Consider the following 23,951-nt stretch of genomic DNA (forward strand, 5'->3'; position numbering starts at 1 on the left):
CAGTTTTCGCCTTGCAGGCCGCAGCCTGTTAGAATCGCGTCCTTTTTCAAGACACCCATTGAATTCCTATGCGTGATCCAGCCCCTTCTGACACCCAAAAGAAGCGCGTCATCGTCGGCATGTCCGGCGGCGTGGATTCTTCCGTTTCCGCCCTCCTGCTGATGGAGCAGGGTTACCAGGTGGAAGGCCTGTTCATGAAGAACTGGGAGGAAGACGACGGAACGGAATACTGCACCGCCATGGACGACTTGGCCGACGCCCAGGCCGTGTGCGACAAGATCGGCATCAAGCTGCACACCGCTAACTTCGCGGCTGAATACTGGGACAACGTGTTCGAGCACTTCCTGGCCGAATACAAGGCCGGTCGCACGCCGAACCCGGACATCCTCTGCAACCGCGAAATCAAGTTCAAGGCGTTCCTCGACTACGCCCTGATGCTCGGCGCCGACCTGATCGCCACCGGCCACTACGTGCGCCGCCGCGACATCGATGGCCGCACCGAACTGCTCAAGGGCCTGGACCCGAACAAGGACCAGAGCTACTTCCTGCACGCCGTAGGTGGCGAACAGATCGCCAAGACCCTGTTCCCGGTGGGCGAGCTGGAAAAACCAGAAGTCCGCGCCATCGCCGAGAAACACGACCTGGCCACGGCGAAGAAGAAAGACTCCACCGGCATCTGCTTTATCGGCGAGCGTCGCTTCAGCGACTTCCTCAAGCAGTACCTGCCGGCCCAGCCGGGCGAGATCAAGACCACCGAAGGTGAAATCATCGGCCGCCACCATGGCCTGATGTACCACACCATCGGCCAGCGTCAGGGCCTGGGCATCGGCGGCTTGAAAGACGCCAGTGACGAGCCGTGGTACGTGCTGATCAAAGACCTGGAGCACAACGAGCTGATCGTCGGCCAGGGCAACGATCATCCTTGGCTGTTCTCCCGCGCCCTGTTGGCGTCCGAGATTTATTGGGTCAACCCCATCGATTTGAGCCAGCCACGGCGGCTGACGGCAAAAGTGCGCTATCGCCAGAACGACCAGCCCTGCACCCTGGAGCAGACTGCCACTGGCTACCGCGCCACCTTCGACGACCCGCAACGCGCAGTGACACCCGGCCAGTCCGTGGTGTTCTACGACGGCGAAGTCTGCCTCGGCGGCGGCGTGATCGAAGTGGCCGAACCCTGGAGCAGCAAATGAGCCCGACTCAGGAGCAACTGACGGCCCTGGGCGGTGTATTCCTGGCCGCGGTACTGGTGGACAAGATCGCCAAGACCGGTCAAGTCACCGAAGCCGGCCTGAGCTGCATGCTCGGTAGCCTGCTGATCCGCGACCCGAAAGACACCCTGGAAGTCTACGGCGGCGACGACATCAACCTGCGCGAAGGTTATCGCGCCTTGATCGGCGCCCTGGAACGCGACCCCAGCACCCTGCAACGCGAACCCCTGCGTTACGCGCTGTCGATGCTGGGCCTGGAGCGCCAACTGGCCAAGCGTGAAGACTTGCTGGAGACCATCGGCAAGCGCCTGCCGCAGATCCAGTCCCAGGTGGAGCACTTCGGCCCCGCCCACGAAAACGTGATCGCCGCGTGTGGCGGGCTGTATCAGGACACCCTGAGCACCCTGCGCCAGCGCATCCAGGTGCACGGCGACATGCGCAACCTGCAGCAGCCGAGCAACGCCTCGAAGATCCGCGCCCTGCTCCTGGCCGGCATTCGTTCCGCCCGGTTGTGGCGGCAATTGGGCGGCCATCGCTGGCAGCTGGTAATCAGCCGACGCAAATTGTTGAAAGAGCTCTACCCATTGATGCGCAGCAGCTGAGCCGCGCCCGAAAGACTTTTTGTAGTCAGTAACGCGTAAGACGCTGGTCAGTTGGCAACGGACCGGCGGATATTTTCATGTATGATACGCGCCCCATTTCGTTGCCCGACTGTCCGAGAACACCCCATGCAGCTCTCTTCGCTCACTGCGGTTTCCCCTGTTGACGGCCGCTACGCCGGCAAAACCCAGGCCCTGCGCCCTATTTTCAGCGAATACGGCCTGATCCGTGCTCGCGTTCTGGTTGAAGTGCGCTGGCTCCAGCGCCTGGCCGCCCACAGCGCCATCAGCGAAGTTCCGGCGTTCTCCGCCGAAGCCAACGCCGTGCTCAATACCCTGGCGGAAAACTTCTCCCTGGAGCACGCCGAGCGTGTGAAAGAGATCGAGCGCACCACCAACCACGACGTCAAAGCCATTGAGTACCTGCTCAAGGAACAGGCTGCCAAGCTGCCTGAGCTGGCCAACGTCAGTGAGTTCATCCACTTCGCCTGCACCAGCGAGGACATCAACAACCTGTCCCACGCCCTGATGCTGCGTGAAGGCCGCGATGACGTGATGCTGCCGCTGATGCGCCAGACCGCCGAAGCCATCCGTGAGCTGGCGATCCGCTTCGCCGACGTGCCGATGCTCTCGCGCACCCACGGCCAACCGGCCTCGCCAACCACCCTGGGCAAAGAACTGGCCAACGTGGTGTACCGCCTGGAGCGCCAGATCGCTCAAGTGGCTGCCGTCCCGCTGCTGGGCAAGATCAACGGCGCCGTGGGCAACTACAACGCTCACCTGTCGGCCTACCCGGAAATCGACTGGGAAGCCAACGCCCGCGCCTTTATCGAAGACGAGCTGGGCCTGGGCTTCAACCCCTACACCACCCAGATCGAACCCCACGACTACATCGCCGAGCTGTTTGACGCGATCGCTCGCTTCAACACCATCCTGATCGACTTTGATCGCGATATCTGGGGCTACATTTCCCTGGGCTATTTCAAGCAGCGCACCATTGCCGGCGAAATCGGCTCGTCGACCATGCCGCACAAGGTCAACCCGATCGACTTCGAAAACTCCGAAGGCAACCTGGGGATCGCCAACGCCCTGTTCCAGCACCTGGCGAGCAAACTGCCGATCTCCCGCTGGCAGCGCGACCTGACCGACTCCACCGTGTTGCGCAACCTGGGCGTCGGTTTCGCCCACAGCGTCATCGCCTATGAAGCCAGCCTCAAAGGCATCAGCAAGCTGGAGCTCAACGCTCAGAAGATCGCCGACGACCTGGACGCCTGTTGGGAAGTCCTGGCCGAGCCGATCCAGACCGTGATGCGCCGCTACAACATCGAAAACCCTTACGAAAAACTGAAAGAACTGACCCGTGGCAAAGGCATCAGCCCAGAAGCCCTGCAGACTTTCATCGACGGCCTGGAAATGCCAGAAGCCGCCAAGGCTGAACTGAAAAAGCTGACCCCGGCCAGCTACATCGGCAATGCCGTGGCACAAGCCAAGCGCATCTGACCGACTGCAAGCCCCTGAGACGCCCGGCCGCGCCGGGCGTTTTTATTTCTGTCTGAAAAATGCAATTTTTCAATAGGTTACACATGAATCCTGATACTCCTCTGCAACTTCTGGGCGGCATCACCGCACGGGAATTCCTGCGCGACTACTGGCAGAAGAAACCCCTGCTGATCCGCCAGGCCCTGCCTGACTTCGAAAGCCCGATCGATGCCGACGAACTGGCCGGCCTGGCCCTGGAAGAAGAAGTCGAATCGCGCCTGATCATCGAAAACGGCGAGCGCCCCTGGGAGCTGCGTCGCGGCCCCTTCGCCGAAGACGAATTCAGCAAGCTGCCGGAGCGCGACTGGACCCTGCTGGTACAAGCGGTCGACCAATTCGTACCGGAAGTGGCCGAACTGCTGGAGCACTTCCGCTTCCTGCCGAGCTGGCGCATCGATGACGTGATGATCAGCTTCGCCGCCCCGGGTGGCAGCGTGGGCCCGCACTTCGACAATTACGATGTGTTCCTGCTTCAGGGCCACGGCAAGCGCAACTGGAAAATCGGCCAGATGTGCGACTCCGAGAGCCCGCTGCTGGCCCATGCCGACCTGCGCATCCTCGCCGAATTCGAAGAGACCGCGGAATGGGTCCTGGAACCCGGCGACATGCTTTACCTGCCGCCGCGCCTGGCCCATTGCGGTGTGGCCGTCGATGACTGCATGACCTACTCGGTGGGTTTCCGCGCCCCAAGCGCCGCCGAAGTGCTGACCCACTTCACCGACTTCCTCAGCCAATTCCTGCCTGACGAAGATCGCTACACCGACGCCGACGCGCAGCCGGTCAGCGACCCGCACCAGATCCAGCACGACGCCCTCGATCGCCTCAAGGGCCTGCTGGCCGAGCACATGAGCGACGAACGCCTGCTGCTGACCTGGTTCGGCCAGTTCATGACCGAACCGCGCTACCCGGAACTGGTGGTCGGCCCGGAACTGGAAGAAGAAGACCTGCTGGGCAGCCTGGAGCAAGGCGCGGTGCTGATCCGCAACCCAAGCGCGCGCCTGGCCTGGTCTGAAGTGGACGACGACCTGCTGCTGTTCGCCAGCGGCCAGAGCCGTTTGCTGCCGGGCAACCTGCGCGAACTGCTGAAGATGATCTGCGCCGCCGACGCCCTGCACATCGACAACCTCGGCCCATGGCTGGCGGATGAAGACAGCCGTGGCCTGCTGTGCGAACTGATCAAGCAAGGAAGCCTGGGGTTTGCCGATGAATAAGATTCGCGTACGTGTCGCAGACTGGCAAAAGGACAACGCCGAGATCCGGCGCATTCGTGAAGCGGTGTTCATCGCCGAGCAATCCGTTCCACCCGAGCTTGAATGGGACGCCGATGACAACAGCGCGGTGCATTTCCTCGCGTTCGAAGGCGACTTTCCGATCGGTACCGCGCGCCTGCTGACCGACGGCCATATCGGCCGGGTTTCAGTGCTCAAGGACTGGCGCGGGCTGAAGGTCGGCGACGCCCTGATGCACGCGGTGATCGGCGAAGCCCAGGAACGCGGGCTCAAGCAACAGATGCTCAGCGCCCAGGTCCAGGCCACCCCGTTCTACGAGCGCCTGGGCTTTCGCATTGTCAGCGAAGAATTCCTTGAAGCCGGGATTCCTCACGTCGACATGGTTCGCGCAGACGACTAGGCAGCCATTGCGTGCAGCCTCATCCCACAGGATGTACGCCGCCCGCACAGGCGCTTGAGCAACACCCAAAAACGCCCCGCCCTCCCCAATCCGGCACGCTAAGCTGGACCCCAGGAGGCCGGGGCGTTTTGCCATCTGCGATTCAACTTGCCCCCGCCAGCGCCGACAAACTGTCAAACTCCAGGCTGTACGCGCCCCCTTTCCTGTGGAGATAACGGAAATGTCCCTACGCACCCTGCTCACAACGCTGCTTCTGACCTTCAGCTTTTCGGTCATGGCCGCCACCGAGATCGTGCCCCTGAACAACCGCACCAGCGCCGACCTGCTCCCCGTGGCGCAGAACTTTATCGGCAAGGACGGCAAGGTCAGCGCCTACGGCAACCAACTGATCGTTAACGCCGAACCCGAAAAAATCAACGAACTGCGGGCGTTTCTCGCCCAGTTGGACACCGCTGCCAAGCGCTTGCTGATCACCGTGGACACCAACGAAAACAACGTCCAGGACAGCCAGGGTTATTCAATCAATGGCGCACCGCAGGCCCGCATCATCAGCCGCAGCACGGAAAGCCGCGACGGCGGGATTCAACAGATCCAGGCCAGTGAAGGCGTGCCGGCACTGATCCAGGTTGGGCAAAGCGTACCGCTGACCACCACCCAGCCCGATGCATACGGCCGCCCGCAGAACCAGACCCAGTACCGCAACGTCACCCAGGGCTTCTACGTCACCGCCAGTGTCACCGGCGAGACCGTGCACCTGAGTATCAGCACCAATCGTGACCGAATGAGCCAGGAACGTCCCGATGTAGTGAACGTACAAAGTACCGACACAACGGTCAGCGGACGTCTGGGCGAGTGGATCACCCTGGCCGGCGTCAACCGCCAGACACTGGCCGACAAACAGGGCCTGGGCCGCAGCTACTCGACTCAAGGCCGGGATGACATGACCTTGCGGGTCAAGGTCGACGCCTTGGACTAAAGCACCAAAAACTGACTGATTAGTCGTCTTAGACTAAAGATGTAGTGCTTGAAAAAAAGCACTACAAAACGTTTGACGAGCCAAAAAACCGAAGGCATGATGGCCTCGCTCCCGCTAATCAGGGGCCCTGGCAAGGGCCTTCGGATCGCCGCTCTAACCTACCCACCTGAGCCGATTCGTGTCTGTACCGCCCACAAGGTGTGTTTGACGAGATTGCGACTGGAACGAAGTTGTCCCGAGGGACGGAAGCGTAATTAGGTAGATCGGCAACACACTGATGGATCGTATAAAGGCCCACGACGCCCGAATACGCCCGACAGCTGGCCTTCACCTGCTCACTTTCCCCTCGAGCCCATCGTTCACCCGTCGCCATCCCCGCCAAACCCGACTTGAGCGCCTAAGCTTCTGGTCAGCGAGCAGCCCTACACGCCCACTTCTGTGATGCGTGAATGGCGATCCGGAATTTTCCGCCCAAGAACGACTTTTTACACAAGACGCGACGAGGTTTATCTCCATGGCACTGACACGCGAACAGCAAATTGCAGCCCTTGAAAAAGACTGGGCTGAAAACCCGCGCTGGAAAGGCGTGACTCGTACCTACTCCGCTGCCGACGTGGTCCGTCTGCGTGGCTCTGTGCAACCTGAGCACACCCTGGCACGCATGGGCGCCGAGAAACTCTGGAACCTGGTCACCCAAGGGGCCAAGCCGTCCTTCCGTCCTGAGAAAGATTTCGTCAACTGCATGGGCGCCCTGACCGGCGGCCAGGCTGTGCAACAGGTCAAAGCCGGTATCCAGGCGATCTACCTGTCCGGCTGGCAAGTGGCTGCGGATAACAACTCCGCAGAATCCATGTACCCCGACCAATCGCTGTACCCGGTGGATTCGGTTCCAACCGTGGTCAAGCGCATCAACAACTCGTTCCGTCGTGCCGACCAGATCCAGTGGAAAGCCGGCAAGAACCCGGGCGACGACGGCTACATCGACTACTTCGCGCCGATCGTGGCTGACGCTGAAGCCGGTTTCGGCGGCGTACTGAACGCCTACGAGCTGATGAAAAGCATGATCGAAGCAGGCGCCGCCGGCGTGCACTTCGAAGACCAGCTGGCTTCGGTGAAAAAATGCGGCCACATGGGCGGCAAGGTACTGGTTCCAACCCAGGAAGCCGTGCAGAAGCTCACCGCTGCCCGCCTGGCCGCCGACGTTGCCGGTACGCCGACCATCATCCTGGCCCGTACCGACGCCAACGCCGCAGACCTGCTGACCTCTGACTGCGACCCGTACGATCAGCCTTTCGTCACTGGCCAACGTACTCAGGAAGGCTTCTATAAAGTACGCGCCGGCCTGGACCAAGCCATCGCTCGTGGCTTGGCCTACGCGCCTTATGCCGACCTGATCTGGTGCGAAACCGCCAAGCCGGACCTGGACGAGGCCCGTCGCTTCGCCGAAGCGATCAAAAAGGAATACCCGGACCAACTGCTGTCGTACAACTGCTCGCCTTCCTTCAACTGGAAGAAAAACCTGGACGACGCGACCATCGCCAAGTTCCAGCGCGAACTGTCCGCCATGGGCTACAAGCACCAGTTCATCACCCTGGCCGGCATTCACAACATGTGGCACAGCATGTTCAACCTGGCGCACGACTACGCCCGCAACGACATGACCGCCTACGTGAAGCTGCAAGAGCAGGAGTTCGCCGACGCCGCCAAGGGCTACACCTTCGTGGCTCACCAACAGGAAGTGGGCACCGGCTACTTCGATGACATGACCACCGTGATCCAGGGCGGTTCGTCCTCGGTGACCGCCCTGACCGGCTCCACCGAAGAAGAACAGTTCCACTGATTGAGCTGCAAGGCTTGAACAAACAGCCACAGCCGACCCGCTAGACACTAACGGCTGTGCTGCACACCTGACGCCCCGACTGGTTCGGGGCGTTTTTTTTGCCCGGTAGAAGCCAGCTCGTCGCGATTGCCCTCGCCGCCCTACCCTTTGCCGGCCAAACACCCCCGACCCAACCGACAAAAATATTGATCCAGGGCGGTGTTACCGGTGGCGAAACAGGTTAAAAGGTGCACCCCTGCTACTTGCAGTAACAGGCATATAAACAGCAACTTTCCGAGGGTGGGATGGAAAACAGTTTAAAAAGCATTCCAAATAATACTGATTATCATTTAGCCCTAATAACAGTCGTTACATGAACAACAAAACATAATTAACAAAACCCCCGCTAATGCCCGCAGGGCGCGGCTTGTGGCCCTTCAAAGGTGACCTATGTCGTTATTCCAATAAACAATTTCGCTTTAGAAATTTTACTTGCCCGATGTTTAGCCATAAAATCACCGCGATTCATTGCGCTGCGACATATCGTCACTGCTTTATCTCTTTATCAAGCTCAGAGACCCTTGCTCTCTGTTAAGGATTACCAGCATGCCCGAAGCGACAGGACTCATGGCCCACAACTGGGGCTTTGCCATTTTCCTTCTGGGTGTTGTCGGCCTCTGCGCCTTCATGCTCGGTGTCTCCAGCCTCCTCGGGTCAAAAGCCTGGGGCCGCAGCAAAAACGAACCGTTCGAGTCCGGCATGCTACCTACAGGTGGCGCCCGCTTGCGGCTCTCAGCCAAATTCTATCTGGTCGCGATGCTCTTCGTGATCTTCGATATCGAAGCCCTCTTTCTCTTTGCCTGGTCTGTGTCCGTCCGCGAAAGCGGCTGGACCGGATTCGTCGAAGCTCTCGTTTTCATAGCAATTCTGTTGGCAGGTCTTGTCTACCTTTGGCGGGTGGGGGCTCTTGATTGGGCTCCGGAAGGTCGTCGTAAGCGGCAGGCGAAGCTAAAACAATGAGGCTTTGGCGATGCAATACAATCTCACCAGGATCGACCCCGATGCTCCTAACGATCAGTACCCGATCGGCGAACGGGAAACCGTTTCCGATCCGTTAGAGGATCAGGTTCACAAGAACATCTTCATGGGCAAGCTGGAAGACGTGCTGAGTGGCGCGGTCAACTGGGGGCGTAAAAACTCCCTGTGGCCGTACAACTTCGGCCTGTCCTGCTGCTACGTGGAAATGACCACCGCCTTTACGGCGCCCCACGACATCGCGCGCTTTGGCGCCGAGGTGATCCGGGCATCGCCGCGTCAGGCGGATTTCATGGTTATTGCCGGAACCTGCTTCATCAAGATGGCGCCGATCATTCAGCGTCTCTACGAGCAAATGCTCGAGCCGAAGTGGGTTATCTCCATGGGTTCGTGCGCCAACTCCGGTGGCATGTACGACATCTACTCCGTTGTTCAGGGGGTGGACAAGTTCCTGCCCGTGGACGTCTACGTGCCTGGCTGCCCACCGCGCCCTGAAGCTTTCCTGCAAGGCTTGATGCTCTTGCAAGAGTCGATTGGCAAGGAGCGTCGTCCACTTTCCTGGGTCGTTGGCGATCAAGGCGTATACCGCGCCGAGATGCCTTCGCAAAAGGAACAGCGCCGCGAACAGCGTATTCAGGTCACCAACCTGCGCAGCCCCGACGAAGTCTGATCCAGATCTGCTCTTAAGAAAGAAACGAGAAGCTGGCTTCATTCTTTACGTTGACCGAAAGCGATAAAAAACCATGACTACAGGCAGTGCTCTGTACATCCCGCCTTATAAGGCTGACGACCAGGATGTGGTCGTCGAACTCAATAACCGTTTTGGCCCTGAGGCGTTCACCGCCCAGGCCACCCGCACCGGCATGCCGGTGCTGTGGGTTACCCGCTCCAAACTCGTTGAAGTCCTGACCTTCCTGCGCAACCTGCCCAAGCCGTACGTCATGCTCTATGACCTGCATGGCGTGGACGAGCGTCTGCGTACCAAGCGCCAGGGTCTGCCGAGCGGCGCCGATTTCACCGTGTTCTATCACCTGCTGTCGATCGAACGTAACAGCGACGTGATGATCAAGGTCGCCCTATCCGAAAGCGACCTCAGCGTACCGACCGTGACCGGTATCTGGCCGAACGCCAACTGGTACGAGCGTGAAGTCTGGGACATGTTCGGCATTGATTTCCCGGGCCACCCGCACCTGTCGCGCATCATGATGCCGCCGACCTGGGAAGGTCACCCGCTGCGCAAGGACTTCCCGGCCCGCGCCACCGAATTCGACCCGTTCAGCCTGAGCCTGGCCAAGCAGCAACTGGAAGAGGAAGCCGCACGCTTCCGTCCGGAAGACTGGGGCATGAAGCGTTCCGGGGCCAACGAGGACTACATGTTCCTCAACCTCGGCCCGAACCACCCTTCGGCTCACGGTGCCTTCCGCATCATCCTGCAACTGGACGGTGAAGAGATCGTCGACTGTGTTCCGGACATCGGCTACCACCACCGTGGTGCCGAGAAGATGGCCGAACGTCAGTCCTGGCACAGCTTCATCCCCTACACCGACCGTATCGACTACCTCGGCGGGGTGATGAACAACCTGCCGTACGTGCTCTCGGTCGAGAAGCTGGCCGGCATCAAGGTCCCAGAGAAGGTCGACGTCATCCGCATCATGATGGCCGAGTTCTTCCGCATCACCAGCCACCTGCTGTTCCTGGGCACCTACATCCAGGACGTGGGCGCGATGACCCCGGTGTTCTTCACCTTCACCGACCGCCAGAAGGCCTACACGGTGATCGAAGCCATCACCGGTTTCCGTCTGCACCCGGCCTGGTACCGCATCGGTGGTGTTGCCCACGACCTGCCTCGCGGCTGGGAAAAGCTGGTCAAGGACTTCGTCGAATGGTTGCCCAAGCGCTTGGACGAATACACCAAGGCCGCCCTGCAGAACAGCATCCTCAAAGGCCGGACCATCGGTGTCGCCGCCTACAACACCAAGGAAGCCCTGGAATGGGGCGTCACCGGTGCAGGCCTGCGTTCCACCGGCTGCGATTTCGACCTGCGTAAAGCGCGCCCTTACTCCGGCTACGAGAACTTCGAATTCGAAGTACCGCTGGCGGCCAATGGCGATGCCTACGACCGTTGCATGGTTCGCGTCGAAGAAATGCGCCAGAGCATCAAGATCATCGACCAGTGCATGCGCAACATGCCGGAAGGCCCGTACAAGGCGGATCACCCGCTGACCACGCCGCCGCCGAAAGAGCGCACCCTGCAGCACATCGAGACCTTGATCACGCACTTCCTGCAAGTTTCGTGGGGCCCGGTCATGCCGGCCAACGAATCCTTCCAGATGATCGAAGCGACCAAGGGCATCAACAGTTATTACCTGACGAGCGATGGCGGCACCATGAGCTACCGCACCCGGATTCGTACCCCAAGCTACCCGCACCTGCAGCAGATCCCTTCGGTGATCCGCGGCAGCATGGTCGCGGACTTGATCGCGTACCTGGGTAGTATCGACTTCGTTATGGCCGACGTGGACCGCTAAGCATGAACAGCACGCTTATCCAGACAGACCGTTTCGCCCTGAGCGAAACCGAGCGCTCGGCCATCGAGCACGAGCTGCATCACTACGAAGACCCGCGCGCGGCGTCTATCGAAGCCCTGAAGATCGTCCAGAAGGAACGTGGCTGGGTGCCGGATGGCGCGGTCTACGCCATCGGCGAAATCCTCGGCATCCCGGCCAGCGACGTAGAAGGCGTAGCGACGTTCTATAGCCAGATCTTCCGTCAGCCGGTCGGTCGACACATCATCCGTGTCTGCGACAGCATGGTCTGCTACATCGGCGGCCATGAATCGGTGGTCAGCGAGATCCAGAGCAAGCTGGGCATCGGCCTGGGCCAAACCACTGCCGACGGCCGCTTCACCCTGCTGCCGGTGTGCTGCCTGGGCAACTGCGACAAGGCCCCGGCGCTGATGATCGACGACGACACTTTCGGTGACGTACAGCCTGCTGGCGTCGCCAAACTGTTGGAGGGCTACGTATGACCCTGACATCCTTCGGCCCTGCCAACCGCATCCAGCGCAGCGCAGAAACCCATCCCCTGACCTGGCGTCTGCGTGACGACGGCGAGCCGATCTGGCTCGACGAATACCAGGCCAAGAATGGCTACGCGGCAGCGCGCAAGGCCTTCGCCGACCTGTCCCAGGACGACATCGTCCAGACCGTCAAGGACGCCGGCCTCAAGGGTCGCGGCGGTGCTGGCTTCCCCACTGGGGTGAAGTGGGGCCTGATGCCCAAAGACGAATCCATGAACATCCGCTACCTGCTGTGCAATGCGGATGAAATGGAACCCAACACCTGGAAGGACCGCATGCTGATGGAGCAACAGCCCCATCTGCTGATCGAAGGCATGCTGATCAGTGCCCGCGCACTGAAAACCTACCGTGGCTACATCTTCCTGCGTGGCGAATACACCACCGCCGCCAAGCACCTCAACCGTGCCGTGGAAGAAGCCAAGGCCGCGGGCCTGCTGGGCAAGAACATCCTGGGCAGCGGCTTCGATTTCGAGCTGTTCGTCCACACCGGCGCCGGGCGATACATCTGCGGTGAAGAAACCGCACTGATCAACTCCCTGGAAGGCCGCCGCGCCAACCCGCGCTCCAAGCCGCCCTTCCCTGCCGCCGTGGGCGTGTGGGGCAAGCCGACGTGCGTGAACAACGTCGAGACCCTGTGCAACGTGCCGGCGATCATCGGCGACGGCGTGGAGTGGTACAAATCCCTGGCCCGCGAAGGCAGTGAAGACCACGGCACCAAGCTGATGGGCTTCTCCGGCAAAGTGAAGAACCCAGGCCTGTGGGAACTGCCGTTCGGCGTGACCGCGCGCGAGCTGTTCGAAGACTACGCCGGCGGCATGCGCGACGGCTTCAAGCTCAAGTGCTGGCAGCCAGGCGGCGCCGGTACCGGTTTCCTGTTGCCTGAACACCTGGACGCACAAATGTACGCCGGCGGCATCGCCAAAGTCGGCACCCGTATGGGTACCGGCCTGGCCATGGCGGTGGACGACAGCGTCAACATGGTGTCCCTGCTACGCAACATGGAGCAGTTCTTCGCCCGTGAATCCTGTGGTTTCTGCACCCCGTGCCGCGACGGTCTGCCGTGGAGCGTCAAGCTCCTGATGGCCATCGAGAAAGGCGAAGGCCAGCCCGGTGACATCGAGACCCTGCTGGGCCTGGTGGGTTTCCTCGGCCCGGGCAAGACCTTCTGTGCTCACGCACCGGGTGCCGTGGAGCCGTTGGGCAGTGCCATCAAATACTTCCGTCCAGAGTTCGAAGCCGGCATCGCGCCTACCAGCGCCGCCGTCCCGCCTCTGGCCCGACCGATCGTAGTCGGCGCGTAACGCTTAAAAGGGCGAAGGGTCCGTGCCCCTCGCCCGCCGTGCGATGACGCCGTGAACGGCTGTGTTGATTCGCATGCATAACAAGATTCCATTAGCCACGCCCGCTGACACCGGGCCAACGAAGACCTTTGAACCATGGCCACTATCCACGTAGACGGCAAAGCGCTCGAAGTCGATGGGGCAGACAACCTGTTACAGGCATGTCTGTCACTAGGCCTCGACATCCCTTATTTCTGCTGGCACCCCGCTTTAGGTAGCGTCGGTGCCTGTCGCCAGTGCGCGGTCAAGCAGTACACCGACGAGAACGACACCCGTGGTCGTATCGTCATGTCCTGCATGACGCCGGCCACCGACAACACCTGGATCTCCATCGACGATGAAGAATCTAAGGCCTTCCGCGCCAGTGTTGTTGAATGGCTGATGACCAACCACCCCCACGACTGCCCGGTCTGTGAGGAAGGCGGTCACTGCCACCTGCAAGACATGACGGTGATGACCGGCCACAACGAGCGCCGTTATCGCTTCACCAAGCGTACCCACCAGAACCAGGACCTCGGCCCGTTCATTTCCCACGAAATGAACCGCTGCATTGCCTGCTATCGCTGCGTGCGTTTCTACAAGGACTACGCCGGCGGCACCGACCTCGGCGTATTCGGCGCACACGACAACGTGTACTTCGGTCGCGTTGAAGACGGCGTGCTGGAAAGCGAGTTCTCCGGCAACCTCACCGAGGTCTGCCCGACCGGTGTGTTCACCGACAAGACTCACTCCGAGCGCTACAACCGCAAATGGGACATGCAGTTCTCGCCGAGCATCTGCCATGGCTGCTCCAGCGGTTGCAACATCTCCCCGGGCGAACGTTACGGCGAGCTGCGCCGCATCGAGAACCGTTACAACGGTTCGGTCAACCAGTACTTCCTGTGCGACCGTGGCCGTTTCGGCTATGGCTACGTCAACCGCGAAGACCGCCCACGTCAGCCATTGCTGGCCGATGGCGCCAAGCTGAGCCTGGACGACGCGCTGGATAAAGCCGCCGACCTGCTGCGCGGTCGCAACATCGTCGGTATCGGTTCGCCACGCGCCAGCCTGGAAAGCAACTTCGCGTTGCGTGAACTGGTCGGCGCCGAGCACTTCTACTCGGGTATCGAAGCCTCCGAGCTGGAGCGCATCCGTCTGGTCCTGCAAGTGCTGAACGACAGCCCGCTGCCGGTACCGAACATGCGCGACATCGAAGACCACGACGCGATTTTCGTCCTCGGTGAAGACCTGACCCAAACCGCCGCCCGCATGGCCCTGGCCCTGCGCCAGTCGGTCAAGGGCAAGGCCGAAGAAATGGCCGACGCCATGCGCGTCCAGCCTTGGCTCGACGCCGCGGTGAAGAACATCGGCCAGCACGCGCTGAACCCGCTGTTTATCGCCAGCCTGGCTGAAACCAAGCTCGACGACGTGGCCGAGGAATGCGTACACGCAGCCCCCGACGACCTGGCGCGTATCGGTTTCGCTGTGGCCCACGCCCTCGACGCCAGCGCCCCGGCCGTTGAAGGCCTGGACAGCGAAGCCCTGGAGCTGGCCAAGCGCATCGCCGACGCCCTGCTGGCGGCCAAGCGTCCGTTGATCATTGCCGGTACCTCCCTGGGTTCCAAGGCGCTGATCGAAGCCGCTGCCAACATCGCCAAGGCCCTGAAGCTGCGCGAAAAAGCCGGTTCCATCAGCCTGATCGTGCCGGAAGCCAACAGCCTCGGCCTGGCCATGCTCGGTGGCGAGTCGGTGGATGCCGCCCTGCAAGCGGTGATCGACGGCCAGGCCGATGCACTCGTGGTCCTGGAAAACGACCTCTACACCCGCACCGATTCGGCCAAGGTGGATGCAGCGCTGAACGCGGCGAAAGTCGTGATCGTCGCCGACCACCAGAAAACCGCCACCAGCGACCGCGCCCACCTGGTCCTGCCAGCAGCCAGCTTCGCCGAAGGCGACGGTACTCTGGTCAGCCAGGAAGGGCGTGCCCAGCGCTTCTTCCAGGTCTTCGATCCGAAGTACATGGACGCCAGCATCCTGGTCCACGAAGGCTGGCGCTGGCTGCATGCCCTGCGTGCCACCCTGCTGAACCAGCCGATCGACTGGACCCAGCTCGACCACGTGACGGCTGCCGTCGCTTCCAGCGCACCGCAACTGGCCCGTATCGTCGACGCCGCACCGTCCGCAGCATTCCGCATCAAGGGCATGAAGCTGGCCCGTGAGCCGCTGCGTTACTCCGGCCGTACAGCCATGCGCGCCAACATCAGCGTGCACGAACCGCGCACCCCGCAAGACACCGACACCGCGTTCGCCTTCTCCATGGAAGGTTACTCGGGCTCCGCCGAACCCCGTCAGCAAGTGCCATTCGCCTGGTCGCCAGGTTGGAACTCGCCGCAGGCGTGGAACAAGTTCCAGGACGAAGTCGGTGGTCATCTGCGTGCCGGTGACCCGGGCACCCGCCTGATCGAAACCCAGGGCGACCGGCTCAACTGGTTCGCCACTGCGCCACGCGCCTTCTCCCCGGCGCAAGGCACTTGGCAAGCGGTGCCGTTCTACCACCTGTTCGGCAGCGAAGAGAACTCTTCCAAAGCCGCTCCGGTCCAGGAACGCATCCCGGCGCCTTATGTCGCCCTGGCCAAGTCCGAAGCCGATCGCCTGGGTGTCAACGAGGGCGCCCTGCTCGCGGTGAATGTCGCTGGCCAGACCTTGCGTCTGCCACTGCGCATCAACGAAGAGCTGGGTGCTGGCCTGGTGGGCCTGCCTGCTGGCCTGGCGGGCATTCCACCGGCGATCTTTGGCAAATCCGTTGACGGTCTGCAGGAGGCAGCGCAATGACCTGGTTCACCCCTGAAGTGATCGACGTGATCCTGACGGTCATCAAAGCCATCGTCATCCTGCTGGCCGTTGTGGTCTGCGGGGCGCTGTTGAGCTTTGTCGAACGTCGCCTGCTGGGCTGGTGGCAGGACCGTTACGGTCCGAACCGCGTTGGCCCGTTTGGCATGTTCCAGATCGCCGCCGACATGCTGAAGATGTTTTTCAAGGAAGACTGGACCCCGCCGTTTGCCGACAAGGTGATCTTCACCCTGGCACCGGTCGTGGCCATGAGCGCCTTGCTGATCGCCTTCGCCATCATCCCGATCACCCCGACCTGGGGTGTCGCGGACCTGAACATCGGCCTGCTGTTCTTCTTCGCCATGGCCGGCTTGTCGGTCTACGCGGTGCTGTTCGCCGGCTGGTCGAGTAACAACAAGTTCGCCCTCCTGGGCGCCCTGCGGGCTTCGGCCCAGACCGTGTCCTATGAAGTGTTCATGGGCCTGGCGCTGATGGGCATCGTGATTCAGGTCGGCTCCTTCAACATGCGCGACATCGTCGAGTACCAGGCGCAGAACCTGTGGTTCATCATTCCGCAGTTCTTCGGCTTCTGTACCTTCTTCATCGCTGGCGTGGCCGTGACTCACCGTCACCCCTTCGACCAGCCGGAAGCGGAACAGGAACTGGCCGACGGTTACCACATTGAATATGCCGGCATGAAATGGGGCATGTTCTTCGTCGGTGAGTACATCGGCATCATCTTGATCTCGGCATTGCTGGTCACCCTGTTCTTCGGTGGCTGGCACGGTCCGTTCGGCATCCTGCCGCAACTGTCCTTCGTCTGGTTCGCCCTGAAGACCGCGTTCTTCATCATGCTGTTCATCCTGCTGCGCGCTTCTATCCCGCGTCCGCGCTATGACCAGGTGATGGATTTCAGCTGGAAATTCTGCCTGCCGCTGACCCTGATCAATTTGCTGGTGACCGCTGCGATCGTGTTGTTGAACACGCCAGCGGGCGCGGTTCAGTGAGGATTTGACCCATGTTCAAATATATTGGCGACATCGTTAAGGGTACCGGTACCCAGTTGCGCAGCCTGGTGATGGTTTTCGGCCATGGCTTCCGCAAACGCGACACCCTGCAATACCCCGAAGAGGCGGTGTACCTGCCGCCGCGCTACCGCGGCCGCATCGTGCTCACCCGCGACCCCGACGGCGAAGAACGCTGCGTAGCCTGCAACCTGTGCGCCGTGGCATGCCCGGTGGGTTGCATCTCGCTGCAGAAAGCTGAAACCGAAGACGGTCGCTGGTACCCGGACTTCTTCCGCATCAACTTCTCGCGCTGCATTTTCTGCGGCCTCTGCGAGGAAGCTTGCCCGACCACCGCGATCCAGCTGACACCGGATTTCGAGATGGCCGAGTTCAAACGTCAGGACCTGGTTTACGAGAAAGAAGATCTGCTGATCTCCGGTCCCGGAAAGAACCCTGATTACAACTTCTATCGTGTTGCAGGTATGGCCATTGCCGGTAAGCCAAAAGGCTCCGCGCAAAACGAAGCCGAGCCGATCAACGTGAAGAGCTTGCTGCCTTAAGGAAGAACGATGGAATTCGCTTTCTATTTCGCGTCAGGTGTCGCCGTTGTGTCCACGCTCCGCGTGGTCACCAACACCAACCCTGTGCACGCCCTGCTCTACCTGATCATTTCGTTGATCGCCGTGGCCATGACCTTCTTCTGCCTCGGCGCACCGTTCGCCGGAGCCCTGGAAGTGATCGCCTACGCCGGCGCCATCATGGTGCTGTTCGTGTTCGTGGTGATGATGCTCAACCTCGGCCCGGCCGCGGTGCAGCAAGAGCGTATCTGGCTCAAGCCCGGCATCTGGGTCGGCCCGGTGATTCTCGCCGCGCTGCTGCTGGCTGAACTGCTGTACGTATTGTTCAGCCACCAGAGCGGTGCCGGTATCGGTCAAACCACTGTCAGCGCCAAGGAAGTGGGCATCAGCCTGTTCGGTCCTTACCTGCTGGTGGTCGAACTCGCCTCGATGCTGCTGCTCGCCGCAGCCGTCACGGCGTTCCATTTGGGCCGCAACGAGGCGAAGGAGTAATACCATGCCTGCTATCCCTCTCGAACATGGCCTGGCCGTTGCCGGCATCCTGTTCTGCCTCGGTCTGGTCGGCCTGATGGTCCGCCGTAACATCCTCTTCGTGTTGATGAGCCTGGAAGTGATGATGAACGCCTCGGCATTGGCCTTCATCGTCGCTGGCGCCCGCTGGGCGCAGCCGGATGGACAAGTGATGTTCATCCTGGTGATCAGCCTGGCAGCCGCCGAGGCCAGTATTGGCCTGGCGATCCTGTTGCAGCTGTATCGCCGCTTCCACACTCTCGATATCGATGCAGCCAGCGAGATGCGCGGATGAACCTTCTCTTTCTGACTTTCGTATTCCCCCTGATCGGTTTCCTGCTGCTGTCGTTCTCCCGTGGACGCCTCTCGGAAAACCTTGCAGCCCTGATCGGTGTCGGCTCCATTGGCCTCTCGGCCATCGTCACCGCCTACGTGATCTGGCAATTCAACGTCGCGCCGCCCGAGGGTGGTCACTACACCCAAGTGCTGTGGCAGTGGATGTCGGTGGACGGTTTCGCACCGAACTTCGCCCTCTACCTGGATGGACTGTCCGTGACCATGCTCGGCGTGGTCGTCGGTGTAGGCTTCCTGATCCACCTGTTCGCGTCCTGGTACATGCGCGGTGAAGACGGTTACTCGCGCTTCTTCGCCTACACCAACCTGTTTATCGCCAGCATGCTGTTCCTGGTCCTCGGCGATAACCTGTTGTTCCTGTACTTCGGTTGGGAAGGCGTGGGCCTGTGCAGCTACCTGTTGATCGGTTTCTACTACAGCAACCGCAACAACGGTAACGCCGCCCTCAAGGCCTTTATCGTCACCCGTATCGGCGACGTGTTCATGGCCATCGGCCTGTTCATCCTGTTCCAACAAGTGGGCACGCTGAACGTCCAGGAACTGCTGGTGCTGGCACCGCAGAAGTTCCAGGCCGGCGACTTCTGGATCACCTTGGCGACCCTGATGCTGCTGGGCGGCGCAGTCGGTAAATCGGCGCAACTGCCGCTGCAAACCTGGCTGGCAGACGCGATGGCCGGTCCAACCCCAGTGTCGGCACTGATTCACGCCGCCACCATGGTGACCGCCGGTGTCTACCTGATCGCCCGTACCCACGGCCTGTTCACCCTGGCGCCGGACATCCTGCACCTGGTGGGCGTGGTCGGCGGCGTGACCCTGGTCCTGGCCGGCTTTGCCGCCCTGGTGCAGACCGACATCAAGCGTATCCTCGCCTACTCGACCATGAGCCAGATCGGCTACATGTTCCTGGCCCTGGGCGTTGGCGCCTGGGACGGCGCAATCTTCCACCTGATGACCCACGCCTTCTTCAAGGCCCTGCTGTTCCTCGCGTCCGGTGCGGTGATCGTTGCCTGCCACCACGAGCAGAACATCTTCAAGATGGGCGGCCTGTGGAAGAAACTGCCGTTGGCCTACGCCAGCTTCATCGTCGGCGGTGCGGCCCTGGCGGCCCTGCCTCTGGTGACTGCGGGCTTCTACTCCAAGGATGAGATCCTCTGGGAAGCCTTCGCCAGCGGTAACCACGGCCTGCTGTATGCCGGCCTGGTCGGCGCGTTCATGACGTCGCTGTACACCTTCCGCCTGATCTTCATCACCTTCCACGGTGAAGCCAAGACTGACGCCCACGCCGGCCACGGGATTTCCCACTGGCTGCCACTGGGTGTGCTGATCATTCTGTCGACCGCGATCGGCGCCATGATCACCCCGCCGCTACACGGCGTCCTGCCGCAAAGCGTGGGTCATGCCGGTGGTGACGCCAAGCACAGCCTGGAAATCGCCTCGGGCGCCATTGCCCTGGCCGGTATCCTGCTGGCGGCCCTGCTGTTCCTCGGCAAGCGTCGCTTCGTGACCGCGGTTGCCAACAGCGGCATCGGGCGCTTCCTTTCGGCCTGGTGGTTCGCTGCCTGGGGCTTCGACTGGATCTACGACAAACTGTTCGTCAAGCCATACCTGGCGATCAGCCATGTACTGCGCAAAGACCCGCTCGATCAAACCATCGGTTTGATCCCGCGCATGGCCAAAGGGGGTCACAACGCCCTGAGCCGTACCGAGACCGGTCAACTGCGTTGGTATGCCGCCTCGATGGCTGCTGGTGCCGTGCTGGTTATCGGCGCCATCGTGCTGGTAGCGGTCTGATATGAACCTTGCGAACTTGCGAAAGGAATTGAGCCCGTCATGATTCTGCCTTGGCTAATCCTGATCCCCTTCATCGGCGGCCTGCTGTGCTGGCTGGGTGAGCGCTTCGGCGCCACCCTCCCCCGCTGGATTGCGCTGTTGACCATGTCCCTGGAACTCGCCCTTGGCCTCTGGCTGTGGGCCCACGGCAACTATTCATTTGCTCCGGCGCCCGGCGCCGATCCCACTTGGGCCATCGAGTTCAAGCATGTCTGGATCGAACGCTTCGGCATCAACGTGCACCTGGCGCTGGACGGCCTGTCGCTGTTGATGATCCTGCTGACCGGCCTGCTGGGTATCCTCTCGGTACTCTGCTCCTGGAAAGAGATTCAGCGTCACGTGGGCTTCTTCCACCTGAACCTGATGTGGATCCTGGGCGGTGTCGTCGGCGTGTTCCTCGCCCTCGACCTGTTCATGTTCTTCTTCTTCTGGGAAATGATGCTGGTGCCGATGTACTTCCTCATCGCGCTCTGGGGTCACAGTTCGTCGGACGGCAAGAAAACCCGGATCTACGCCGCGACCAAGTTCTTCATCTTCACTCAGGCTTCCGGCCTGATCATGCTGGTGGCGATCCTCGGTCTGGTACTGGTCAACTTCAACAACACCGGCGTGATTACCTTCAACTACGCCGACCTGTTGAAGACCAAGATGTCGATGACCACCGAGTACATCCTGATGCTCGGCTTCTTCATCGCCTTCGCGGTCAAGCTGCCGGTGGTGCCGTTCCACTCCTGGCTGCCTGATGCTCACGCCCAGGCACCGACCGCCGGTTCCGTGGACCTGGCGGGCATCCTGCTGAAGACCGCGGCCTATGGCCTGCTGCGCTTTGCCCTGCCGTTGTTCCCCAACGCCTCGGCCGAGTTCGCACCGATCGCCATGACCCTGGGCCTGATCGGGATTTTCTACGGTGCCTTCCTGGCGTTCGCCCAGACCGACATCAAGCGCCTGATCGCCTTCTCCAGCGTTTCCCACATGGGCTTCGTGCTGATCGGTATCTACTCCGGCAGCCAGCAAGCCCTGCAGGGCGCGGTGATCCAGATGCTGGCCCACGGTGTTTCGGCCGCCGCGCTGTTTATCCTCAGCGGCCAGTTGTACGAGCGCACTCACACCCGCGACATGCGTGAAATGGGCGGCCTGTGGTCGCGTATCGCCTACTTGCCGGCCATCAGCCTGTTCTTCGCAGCCGCGTCCCTGGGCTTGCCGGGCACCGGTAACTTCGTGGGTGAGTTCCTGATCCTGATCGGTACCTTCGTCAGCGCACCATGGATCACCGCGATTGCCACCTCCGGCCTGGTGTTCGGTTCGGTCTACTCGCTGATCATGATCCACCGTGCCTACTTCGGCCCGTCCAAATCGGACGCGGTGCTGCACGGCATGGATGCTCGCGAACTGATCATGGTGCTGGGACTGGCGGTGCTGCTGATCTACATCGGCGTGTACCCGCAACCGTTCCTCGATACCTCTGCCGCTACGATGCATGGCGTGCAGCAATGGCTCAGCACCGCCTTCACTCAACTCGCTTCGGCCCGGTAAGAGCGCTATGGAATTCACGATTCAACACTTTATCGCCCTCGCGCCGCTGTTGATCACCAGCCTCACCGTTGTCGTGGTGATGCTGGCGATCGCCTGGCGTCGCAATCACTCCCAGACCTTCCTGCTGTCCGTGGCCGGCCTCAACCTGGCGTTGCTGTCGATCTTCCCAGCCTTGAAAGTCGCGCCCCTGGCCGTGACGCCACTGCTGCAAATCGACCAGTTCGCCTGCCTGTACATGGCACTGATCCTGGTGGCCACCCTGGCCTGCGTCACCCTCGCCCACGCCTACCTGGGCGACGGTGGCACCGGCTACCCGGGCAACCGTGAAGAGCTGTACCTGCTGATCCTGCTGGCCGCCGCTGGCGGTCTGGTTCTGGTCAGCGCCCAGCACCTGGCCGGCCTGTTCATCGGCCTGGAGCTGCTCTCGGTACCGGTCTACGGCCTGGTGGCGTATGCCTTCTTCAACAAGCGCTCCTTGGAAGCCGGCATCAAGTACATGGTGCTGTCGGCAGCAGGTTCGGGCTTCCTGTTGTTCGGCATGGCCCTGCTTTATGCAGAAGCCGGCAGCCTGAGCTTCAGCGGCATCGGCCAGGCCCTGGCGGCCACCGGCCTGCCAAGCCCACTGGCCCAACTGGGCCTGGGCATGATGCTGATCGGCCTGGCGTTCAAGCTGTCCCTGGTACCGTTCCACCTCTGGACCCCGGACGTCTACGAAGGGGCCCCGGCTCCGGTTGCAGCCTTCCTGGCCACCGCCAGCAAGGTGGCAGTGTTTGCGGTGCTGGTGCGTCTGTTCCAGCTGTCGCCAGTGGCCAACACCGGCGTGCTGAGCAACGTGCTGACCGTGATCGCGATTGCCTCGATCCTGTTCGGTAACCTGTTGGCCCTGACCCAAAGCAACCTCAAGCGTCTGCTGGGTTACTCGTCCATCGCCCACTTCGGCTACCTGTTGATCGCCCTGATCGCCAGCAAGGGCCTGGCGATGGAAGCCATCGGTGTGTACCTGGTCACCTACGTGATCACCAGCCTCGGCGCTTTCGGCGTGATCACCCTGATGTCCTCGCCGTACAAAGGCCGTGACGCCGACGCCCTGTACGAGTACCGCGGCCTGTTCTGGCGTCGTCCGTACCTGACCGCCGTGCTGACCGTGATGATGCTGTCCCTGGCCGGCATTCCGCTGACGGCGGGCTTTATCGGCAAGTTCTACATCATCGCTACCGGTGTCGAAGCGCACCAATGGTGGCTGGTAGGTTCCCTGGTACTGGGCAGCGCCATCGGCGTCTTCTACTACCTGCGCGTGATGGTCACCCTGTACCTGATCGAGCCGAACCTGCGTCGCGTCGATGCTGAGCTGCACTGGGAGCAAAAGGCAGGTGGCGTGATGCTGCTGGCCATTGCCCTGCTGGCGTTCTTCCTCGGCGTCTACCCGCAACCGCTGCTGACCCTGGTCCAGCACGCGGGCCTGGCGGGCTGATCGCCACGCTCCACGGTTCAAACAGAACGGCACCTTCGGGTGCCGTTTTGCATTTCAGGGTTCCGACTGCCCGCCCTCCCCTTCTTTCCCACCATTTACAGAAACGCCCTTCAACGTTTAAAGACGCGCCTGACATCCAGCCCCAGGCAAAAGCCTTAAGGTAGTGGGCAGGCCAACTAGTCGACCTGTCGCTTTCTCAGAGAAAGCTGTTCAAGCACAAGCTGGAAACTGAACTAGAGGCCAGAACCCGCCATGAAACGTGACATTTTCTCCGAACTGTTGGAAGGCGTGGACGCCCTGGCTGATGAGCGCCAAGGCAAGATCACCCTGCGCACCCATCATATAAAGCTACCCAAATTGCCCCCCATCACCGCAGAAGAAGTGCTCGCCGTACGCCAGCAACTGAACCTGTCCCGATCGGTGTTTGCCATGTACCTGCGCACCAATACCCGGACCCTGGAAAACTGGGAGCAGGGACGGGCCAGGCCCAATGCCCTGGCCACCACCCTGATTCGCCTGGTGGAGCGTTTTCCCGATACGGTCGAGCGTCTGGCGGCGCTGGCCTGAAACCCGGCTATTTCGCCCCTGGCAAAAAAACGGCACCCGAGGGTGCCGTTGTAGATGACCACAAAGGGC

General features: G+C 61.2%; 21 protein-coding genes. All 21 read left to right on the plus strand.

The window, feature by feature from the left end; translation table 11 throughout:
- Positions 1–68 precede the first annotated feature (68 nt).
- A complete protein-coding gene (mnmA, locus tag M1B34_RS16580; RefSeq protein WP_123335533.1) occupies positions 69–1,190 on the plus strand; it encodes a tRNA 2-thiouridine(34) synthase MnmA in 1,122 nt (373 codons plus the stop codon).
- Positions 1,187–1,810 carry a high frequency lysogenization protein HflD gene (gene hflD, locus M1B34_RS16585; protein ID WP_123335531.1) on the plus strand — a complete coding sequence of 208 codons (624 nt, stop codon included), beginning with the start codon at positions 1,187–1,189 and terminating at the stop codon, positions 1,808–1,810. The genes mnmA and hflD overlap by 4 nt, the downstream gene beginning before the upstream one ends.
- Before the next feature lie 126 nt (positions 1,811–1,936).
- A complete protein-coding gene (gene purB / locus M1B34_RS16590; RefSeq protein ID WP_123335529.1) occupies positions 1,937–3,307 on the plus strand; it encodes an adenylosuccinate lyase in 1,371 nt (456 codons plus the stop codon).
- Positions 3,308–3,390: 83 nt separating this feature from the next.
- Positions 3,391–4,557 carry a ribosomal protein uL16 3-hydroxylase gene (locus M1B34_RS16595; RefSeq protein ID WP_268265667.1) on the plus strand — a complete coding sequence of 389 codons (1,167 nt, stop codon included), beginning with the start codon at positions 3,391–3,393 and terminating at the stop codon, positions 4,555–4,557.
- Positions 4,550–4,975, plus strand: coding sequence for a GNAT family N-acetyltransferase (locus tag M1B34_RS16600; protein ID WP_123335525.1), 426 nt, complete (start codon positions 4,550–4,552; stop codon positions 4,973–4,975). The genes M1B34_RS16595 and M1B34_RS16600 overlap by 8 nt, the downstream gene beginning before the upstream one ends.
- 220 nt (positions 4,976–5,195) lie before the next feature.
- Positions 5,196–5,951 carry a secretin N-terminal domain-containing protein gene (locus M1B34_RS16605; RefSeq protein ID WP_268263418.1) on the plus strand — a complete coding sequence of 252 codons (756 nt, stop codon included), beginning with the start codon at positions 5,196–5,198 and terminating at the stop codon, positions 5,949–5,951.
- 514 nt (positions 5,952–6,465) lie between these two features.
- Positions 6,466–7,791, plus strand: a complete 1,326-nt coding sequence (gene aceA / locus M1B34_RS16610; protein ID WP_123335521.1) for an isocitrate lyase — start codon at positions 6,466–6,468, stop codon at positions 7,789–7,791.
- 585 nt (positions 7,792–8,376) lie between these two features.
- Entirely contained in the window at positions 8,377–8,790 is a 414-nt protein-coding gene (locus M1B34_RS16615) for an NADH-quinone oxidoreductase subunit A (RefSeq protein ID WP_011062185.1), read from the plus strand.
- Between the two features lie 10 nt (positions 8,791–8,800).
- Positions 8,801–9,475, plus strand: coding sequence for a NuoB/complex I 20 kDa subunit family protein (locus tag M1B34_RS16620; protein WP_123335519.1), 675 nt, complete (start codon positions 8,801–8,803; stop codon positions 9,473–9,475).
- A gap of 73 nt (positions 9,476–9,548) precedes the next feature.
- Positions 9,549–11,333: an NADH-quinone oxidoreductase subunit C/D gene (gene nuoC, locus M1B34_RS16625; protein WP_123335517.1), complete on the plus strand. Its 1,785-nt coding sequence runs from the start codon at positions 9,549–9,551 to the stop codon at positions 11,331–11,333.
- Positions 11,334–11,335: 2 nt separating this feature from the next.
- Entirely contained in the window at positions 11,336–11,833 is a 498-nt protein-coding gene (gene nuoE, locus M1B34_RS16630; protein ID WP_123335515.1) for an NADH-quinone oxidoreductase subunit NuoE, read from the plus strand.
- Positions 11,830–13,185 carry an NADH-quinone oxidoreductase subunit NuoF gene (gene nuoF, locus M1B34_RS16635; RefSeq protein WP_123335513.1) on the plus strand — a complete coding sequence of 452 codons (1,356 nt, stop codon included), beginning with the start codon at positions 11,830–11,832 and terminating at the stop codon, positions 13,183–13,185. The genes nuoE and nuoF overlap by 4 nt, the downstream gene beginning before the upstream one ends.
- A gap of 135 nt (positions 13,186–13,320) precedes the next feature.
- Entirely contained in the window at positions 13,321–16,035 is a 2,715-nt protein-coding gene (gene nuoG / locus M1B34_RS16640) for an NADH-quinone oxidoreductase subunit NuoG (protein ID WP_268265668.1), read from the plus strand.
- The gene (nuoH, locus tag M1B34_RS16645; protein WP_123335509.1) at positions 16,032–17,039 is read left to right on the plus strand and encodes an NADH-quinone oxidoreductase subunit NuoH; all 1,008 of its coding nucleotides are present in this window, start codon (positions 16,032–16,034) and stop codon (positions 17,037–17,039) included. The genes nuoG and nuoH overlap by 4 nt, the downstream gene beginning before the upstream one ends.
- Before the next feature lie 11 nt (positions 17,040–17,050).
- The gene (gene nuoI, locus M1B34_RS16650; protein WP_007920177.1) at positions 17,051–17,599 is read left to right on the plus strand and encodes an NADH-quinone oxidoreductase subunit NuoI; all 549 of its coding nucleotides are present in this window, start codon (positions 17,051–17,053) and stop codon (positions 17,597–17,599) included.
- 9 nt (positions 17,600–17,608) lie between these two features.
- On the plus strand, positions 17,609–18,109 hold the full coding sequence (gene nuoJ, locus M1B34_RS16655; protein WP_123335507.1) for an NADH-quinone oxidoreductase subunit J: 501 nt from the start codon (positions 17,609–17,611) through the stop codon (positions 18,107–18,109).
- Positions 18,110–18,113: 4 nt separating this feature from the next.
- Positions 18,114–18,422 carry an NADH-quinone oxidoreductase subunit NuoK gene (gene nuoK, locus M1B34_RS16660; RefSeq protein ID WP_044463936.1) on the plus strand — a complete coding sequence of 103 codons (309 nt, stop codon included), beginning with the start codon at positions 18,114–18,116 and terminating at the stop codon, positions 18,420–18,422.
- Positions 18,419–20,272: an NADH-quinone oxidoreductase subunit L gene (gene nuoL, locus M1B34_RS16665; protein WP_123335506.1), complete on the plus strand. Its 1,854-nt coding sequence runs from the start codon at positions 18,419–18,421 to the stop codon at positions 20,270–20,272. The genes nuoK and nuoL overlap by 4 nt, the downstream gene beginning before the upstream one ends.
- A gap of 39 nt (positions 20,273–20,311) precedes the next feature.
- The gene (nuoM, locus tag M1B34_RS16670; protein WP_123335504.1) at positions 20,312–21,844 is read left to right on the plus strand and encodes an NADH-quinone oxidoreductase subunit M; all 1,533 of its coding nucleotides are present in this window, start codon (positions 20,312–20,314) and stop codon (positions 21,842–21,844) included.
- Positions 21,845–21,851: 7 nt separating this feature from the next.
- Positions 21,852–23,315 (plus strand): NADH-quinone oxidoreductase subunit NuoN, encoded by a 1,464-nt coding sequence (gene nuoN, locus M1B34_RS16675; RefSeq protein WP_123335502.1) that lies wholly within the window; start codon positions 21,852–21,854, stop codon positions 23,313–23,315.
- Between the two features lie 252 nt (positions 23,316–23,567).
- Positions 23,568–23,882 carry a helix-turn-helix domain-containing protein gene (locus M1B34_RS16680; protein ID WP_268265669.1) on the plus strand — a complete coding sequence of 105 codons (315 nt, stop codon included), beginning with the start codon at positions 23,568–23,570 and terminating at the stop codon, positions 23,880–23,882.
- Positions 23,883–23,951 lie beyond the last annotated feature (69 nt).

Source organism: Pseudomonas morbosilactucae, from assembly GCF_023241715.1.
In the GTDB taxonomy this organism is placed as follows: domain Bacteria; phylum Pseudomonadota; class Gammaproteobacteria; order Pseudomonadales; family Pseudomonadaceae; genus Aquipseudomonas; species Aquipseudomonas morbosilactucae.

Coding starts and splice junctions, on each gene's coding strand:
- M1B34_RS16600 (WP_123335525.1), top strand. CDS start 4,550: ATGAATAAGATTCGCGTACGTGTCGCAGACTGGCAAAAGGACAACGCC.
- M1B34_RS16605 (WP_268263418.1), top strand. CDS start 5,196: ATGTCCCTACGCACCCTGCTCACAACGCTGCTTCTGACCTTCAGCTTT.
- nuoN (WP_123335502.1), top strand. CDS start 21,852: ATGGAATTCACGATTCAACACTTTATCGCCCTCGCGCCGCTGTTGATC.
- nuoL (WP_123335506.1), top strand. CDS start 18,419: ATGAACCTTCTCTTTCTGACTTTCGTATTCCCCCTGATCGGTTTCCTG.
- nuoM (WP_123335504.1), top strand. CDS start 20,312: ATGATTCTGCCTTGGCTAATCCTGATCCCCTTCATCGGCGGCCTGCTG.
- hflD (WP_123335531.1), top strand. CDS start 1,187: ATGAGCCCGACTCAGGAGCAACTGACGGCCCTGGGCGGTGTATTCCTG.
- nuoG (WP_268265668.1), top strand. CDS start 13,321: ATGGCCACTATCCACGTAGACGGCAAAGCGCTCGAAGTCGATGGGGCA.
- aceA (WP_123335521.1), top strand. CDS start 6,466: ATGGCACTGACACGCGAACAGCAAATTGCAGCCCTTGAAAAAGACTGG.
- mnmA (WP_123335533.1), top strand. CDS start 69: ATGCGTGATCCAGCCCCTTCTGACACCCAAAAGAAGCGCGTCATCGTC.
- M1B34_RS16615 (WP_011062185.1), top strand. CDS start 8,377: ATGCCCGAAGCGACAGGACTCATGGCCCACAACTGGGGCTTTGCCATT.
- purB (WP_123335529.1), top strand. CDS start 1,937: ATGCAGCTCTCTTCGCTCACTGCGGTTTCCCCTGTTGACGGCCGCTAC.
- nuoH (WP_123335509.1), top strand. CDS start 16,032: ATGACCTGGTTCACCCCTGAAGTGATCGACGTGATCCTGACGGTCATC.
- M1B34_RS16595 (WP_268265667.1), top strand. CDS start 3,391: ATGAATCCTGATACTCCTCTGCAACTTCTGGGCGGCATCACCGCACGG.
- nuoK (WP_044463936.1), top strand. CDS start 18,114: ATGCCTGCTATCCCTCTCGAACATGGCCTGGCCGTTGCCGGCATCCTG.
- nuoF (WP_123335513.1), top strand. CDS start 11,830: ATGACCCTGACATCCTTCGGCCCTGCCAACCGCATCCAGCGCAGCGCA.
- nuoI (WP_007920177.1), top strand. CDS start 17,051: ATGTTCAAATATATTGGCGACATCGTTAAGGGTACCGGTACCCAGTTG.
- nuoC (WP_123335517.1), top strand. CDS start 9,549: ATGACTACAGGCAGTGCTCTGTACATCCCGCCTTATAAGGCTGACGAC.
- nuoJ (WP_123335507.1), top strand. CDS start 17,609: ATGGAATTCGCTTTCTATTTCGCGTCAGGTGTCGCCGTTGTGTCCACG.
- nuoE (WP_123335515.1), top strand. CDS start 11,336: ATGAACAGCACGCTTATCCAGACAGACCGTTTCGCCCTGAGCGAAACC.
- M1B34_RS16680 (WP_268265669.1), top strand. CDS start 23,568: ATGAAACGTGACATTTTCTCCGAACTGTTGGAAGGCGTGGACGCCCTG.
- M1B34_RS16620 (WP_123335519.1), top strand. CDS start 8,801: ATGCAATACAATCTCACCAGGATCGACCCCGATGCTCCTAACGATCAG.